This window comes from Trinickia soli, from assembly GCF_002879855.1.
GTDB classification, from domain to species: Bacteria; Pseudomonadota; Gammaproteobacteria; order Burkholderiales; family Burkholderiaceae; genus Trinickia; species Trinickia soli.
The window spans coordinates 1-424 of sequence record NZ_PNYB01000080.1 but is presented as its reverse complement, the minus strand read 5'-3'; the positions used below and the strand labels follow the sequence as shown (position 1 = coordinate 424).

1 protein-coding gene is annotated in these 424 nt (G+C 61.3%); it reads left to right on the top strand.

The genetic code is table 11. The features are described from left to right. Positions 1-228 (top strand): M20/M25/M40 family metallo-hydrolase (locus tag C0Z19_RS27720; protein WP_146012173.1); only part of this gene is annotated, 228 nt, incomplete at its 5' end. Between the last annotated feature and the right edge of the window lie 196 nt (positions 229-424).

Below are 424 nucleotides of genomic sequence, written 5' to 3'. Positions count from 1 at the left end.
TTCACCGACCTTGCGGTCGCCGCAATCGAGGAGGTCACCGGCCGCAGGCCAGAGCTGTCGACCTCCGGCGGCACCTCGGACGCCCGCTTCATCTCGAGCTATTGCCCGGTGATCGAGTTCGGCCTGGTCGGTCAGACCATGCACCAGGTCGACGAGCGCACGCCGGTGGCTGATCTGGAGAAGCTGACGCGGATCTATCGGGGGGTGTTGGAGCGGTATTTCGGGTAGGCCAGCCGCGCGGCTGGACAAAAACATCGAAAACGACCCCATGCACAGTAGGGATTGGGGCCCTAGTATCCACTCGCACCAGATACAGTCTGTAGGATGGGTAGAGCGCAGCGAAACCCATTACCTCGAATCGCGGCGCACATGATGGGTTCCGCCTCGCTCTACCCATCCTACAAGATCATTCACACCGCCTAGT